We start from the raw sequence: 2,774 nt of genomic DNA, 5'->3' as shown, positions 1-2,774 counted from the left end.
AACAGCTTTCTTCAGTCGAGGAATACCTCGATCTTGAAACTCGCGCCAACGAACGTCATGAATATATTAACGGAGCGATTATTTCGATGGCTGGGGGTTCCCCAAGACACAATAGAATAAAAGTCAATTTAATTATTGCCCTTGGGGTTGCCCTTAAAGATACGCCTTATCAGGTCTTTGATAGCGACCAACGGCTATGGATTCCAGAAAATCGTACTTTTACCTATCCGGATGTGGTTGTAGTTCGAGAGCCGATTATTACGGCTGACAACGACACCAACGCTATTACCAACCCGAGACTTATTATTGAAGTTCTCTCTGACTCGACTCGCAACTCCGATCGCAGCCAAAAATTTGTCACCTATCGGAGTCTTCCCAGCTTTCAAGAATATCTACTCATCGAACAAGATAGCATTCAAATCGAACAGCACGTGAAACAAGACGATCGCCACTGGCTATTGACCATTTACGACGATCTCAATGCTACAATTCCCTTGGCGTCTATTCCGGTCGAAATCGCGATCGCCGATCTTTATCGTCGCGTCTAGTTTCGATCGTCCTTCGCATTCGACTTAACGATGAGTCAGTATATTAGTATAATAAAGTTATGACCTACAAAGTTAATGGTTGCCACCGATGGAGTAAATTCTGAATGACACAAAAAATTGACGATCCTCATGCAACAAGGCGTAGATATTTCTTGAACCTCGTCCAAAAGCGAGTTCAGCCAGGGACGGGGAGTGGTAATGCTTTTTTAAATCGACGGACGTGGAATTATCTGGTGACGAACCTTAATGAAATTATTAAGCAAGCTCCCTTTGTTATTGTTGGTGGTGTAGCCACTCGGCTTTATATGCCAGAAAGAATGACATTAGATTTGGATATTTTAATTAAATCAGAGGATACCTCATTGGTTCACGGAGATTTAGAAAAAGCAGGAAGTCAAAAAAACGGTGAGTTAAGTATCCCTGGGAGTCAATGGACTTTACCAGATGGAACCTCCCTTGATGTTTTGGAAAATGGCGACTCTTGGGCAAAAGAAGCGATCGATCGCCCAAATTACACTCCCGATGGGCTACCCGTTATCGCCCTTCCTTATTTAGTGTTAATGAAACTCTTAGCTGGACGCACTCAAGATTTAGCAGATATTAGTCGGATGTTAGGAGGGGCAACAGAGACACAACTCGATCGAGTTAAGCACATCATTACTGGATATTTGCCTAGTGCAAGGGAAGATTTAGAGAGCTTAATCGTTCTAGGTCAACTGGAGCGACAATGAGATCATGAGTCAGCAAATTCTGATTGTCGCTGCTCATCCTGATGATGAGGTTCTAGGCTGTGGAGGGACGATCGCCCGTCACACCGCCGAAGGATCGACCGTAAACGTTATTTTCCTAGCCGATGGTGTCACCGCCCGCGATCGCGCCGATTCGGCAGAACGTCAACGTCGCCAAGCAGCAGCTCACCAAGCCGCCAACTGTTTAGGCATCCACTCCGTACAATTCCATGATTTCCCAGACAATCGCCTCGACACGATTGAATTGATTAAGATCGTCCAGACGATCGAACAAGCGATCGCCCAGCACCAACCCGATACCGTTTTGACGCACCACGCTGGCGATGTCAATATCGATCACCAACGAGTCCATCAAGCCGTCGTCACCGCTTGCCGTCCTCAACCAGGACATCCGGTGCGAACCTTGTTGTTTTTTGAAGTTCCGTCGAGTACGGAGTGGCAGCCTCCGGGTTCTGCTCCTGCTTTCTTACCGAACTGGTTTATCGATATTTCTGATACTCTAGAGCGTAAGCTGGAAGCCCTCTCCGCCTATCGTGAAGAACTGCGAGACTTTCCCCATCCCCGTTCCCGCGAGGCGATTGAGGCCTTGGCTCGCTGGCGGGGGGCAACGGTGGGGATTCGGGCGGCTGAGGGGTTTGTTTTGGGCAGACGAATTGATTGAGTTTTGCTTGATGGTATCTCTGATGTGACGTTATTAGGACAACGATCGATGCCTACGTCTCTGCACAAAATCCTAAGTGACATTGAGTATCCCGATTGTGATGGATTGCCTATGGCGGAAAGTGACGCGGCTCGGGACTATTTAATTTATGGGACGGAAGCCCTGAAACTGCATTTCCAGCATCGTTCAGATGTCTATGTTTCAGGAAACTTATTCATTTACTACGAACAGGGTAGTCCTAAAGCTGTTGTCGCGCCCGACGTGTTTGTGGTGTTTGGGGTTGAGGACAAACAGCGGTTATCTTACAAGGTCTGGGAAGAGAATAATAAACTGCCCAGTTTTATTTTAGAAATCACCTCAAAGAGTACCCGCAGTGAAGACCAAGGAACCAAGAAAGGACTTTATGCTTACTTGGGAATTCAAGAGTATTTTCAGTATGACCCTACTGCGGATTATCTAAAGCCCTCACTTCAAGGATTGCGCTTGCTGGATGGTAATTATTTTCCAATTCTTCCTCAGGCTGATGGCTCCAGTTTAGTCCTATTTTCAGAGGTCTTGGGTTTAGAGTTGCGACGCTTACAGGATGGCAGTTTTCGTTTTTATTGCCCTGAGACGGGAGAACGGCTGGGGAGTTTAATGGAAATTGAGGAATCTAGACAAGCGGAACGTGAAAAATCGCAGAAAATGGCCGAGCGATTACGGCAATTGGGCGTGAACCCCGAGGATTTGTAGTTTCAGTGATGATGAAGGTTGTTTTTCGCGTCGATTCATCTCAGCAAATTGGAACGGGGCATCTGATCCGGTGTCGGACGCTGG

4 protein-coding genes are annotated in these 2,774 nt (G+C 46.8%); all 4 read left to right on the top strand.

Features of this window, described 5'->3' with window-relative positions; all coding sequences use genetic code 11:
* Positions 1-548 (top strand): Uma2 family endonuclease (locus tag ACP5D4_RS21380; RefSeq protein WP_428013624.1); only part of this gene is annotated, 548 nt, incomplete at its 5' end.
* Positions 549-652: 104 nt separating this feature from the next.
* Entirely contained in the window at positions 653-1,279 is a 627-nt protein-coding gene (locus ACP5D4_RS21375) for a hypothetical protein (RefSeq protein WP_428013623.1), read from the top strand.
* 4 nt (positions 1,280-1,283) lie between these two features.
* On the top strand, positions 1,284-1,958 hold the full coding sequence (locus ACP5D4_RS21370) for a PIG-L deacetylase family protein (RefSeq protein ID WP_428013622.1): 675 nt from the start codon (positions 1,284-1,286) through the stop codon (positions 1,956-1,958).
* A gap of 48 nt (positions 1,959-2,006) precedes the next feature.
* Positions 2,007-2,690: a Uma2 family endonuclease gene (locus ACP5D4_RS21365; RefSeq protein ID WP_428013621.1), complete on the top strand. Its 684-nt coding sequence runs from the start codon at positions 2,007-2,009 to the stop codon at positions 2,688-2,690.
* The last annotated feature ends 84 nt before the right edge of the window (positions 2,691-2,774 follow it).

It is taken from the genome of Baaleninema sp. (assembly GCF_049974805.1).
GTDB lineage: Bacteria > Cyanobacteriota > Cyanobacteriia > Cyanobacteriales > Geitlerinemataceae > Baaleninema.
The sequence above is the reverse complement of the archived record's forward strand: the minus strand, read 5'-3'. Positions and strand labels throughout refer to the sequence as shown.

Coding starts and splice junctions, on each gene's coding strand:
- ACP5D4_RS21375 (WP_428013623.1), top strand. CDS start 653: ATGACACAAAAAATTGACGATCCTCATGCAACAAGGCGTAGATATTTC.
- ACP5D4_RS21370 (WP_428013622.1), top strand. CDS start 1,284: ATGAGTCAGCAAATTCTGATTGTCGCTGCTCATCCTGATGATGAGGTT.
- ACP5D4_RS21365 (WP_428013621.1), top strand. CDS start 2,007: ATGCCTACGTCTCTGCACAAAATCCTAAGTGACATTGAGTATCCCGAT.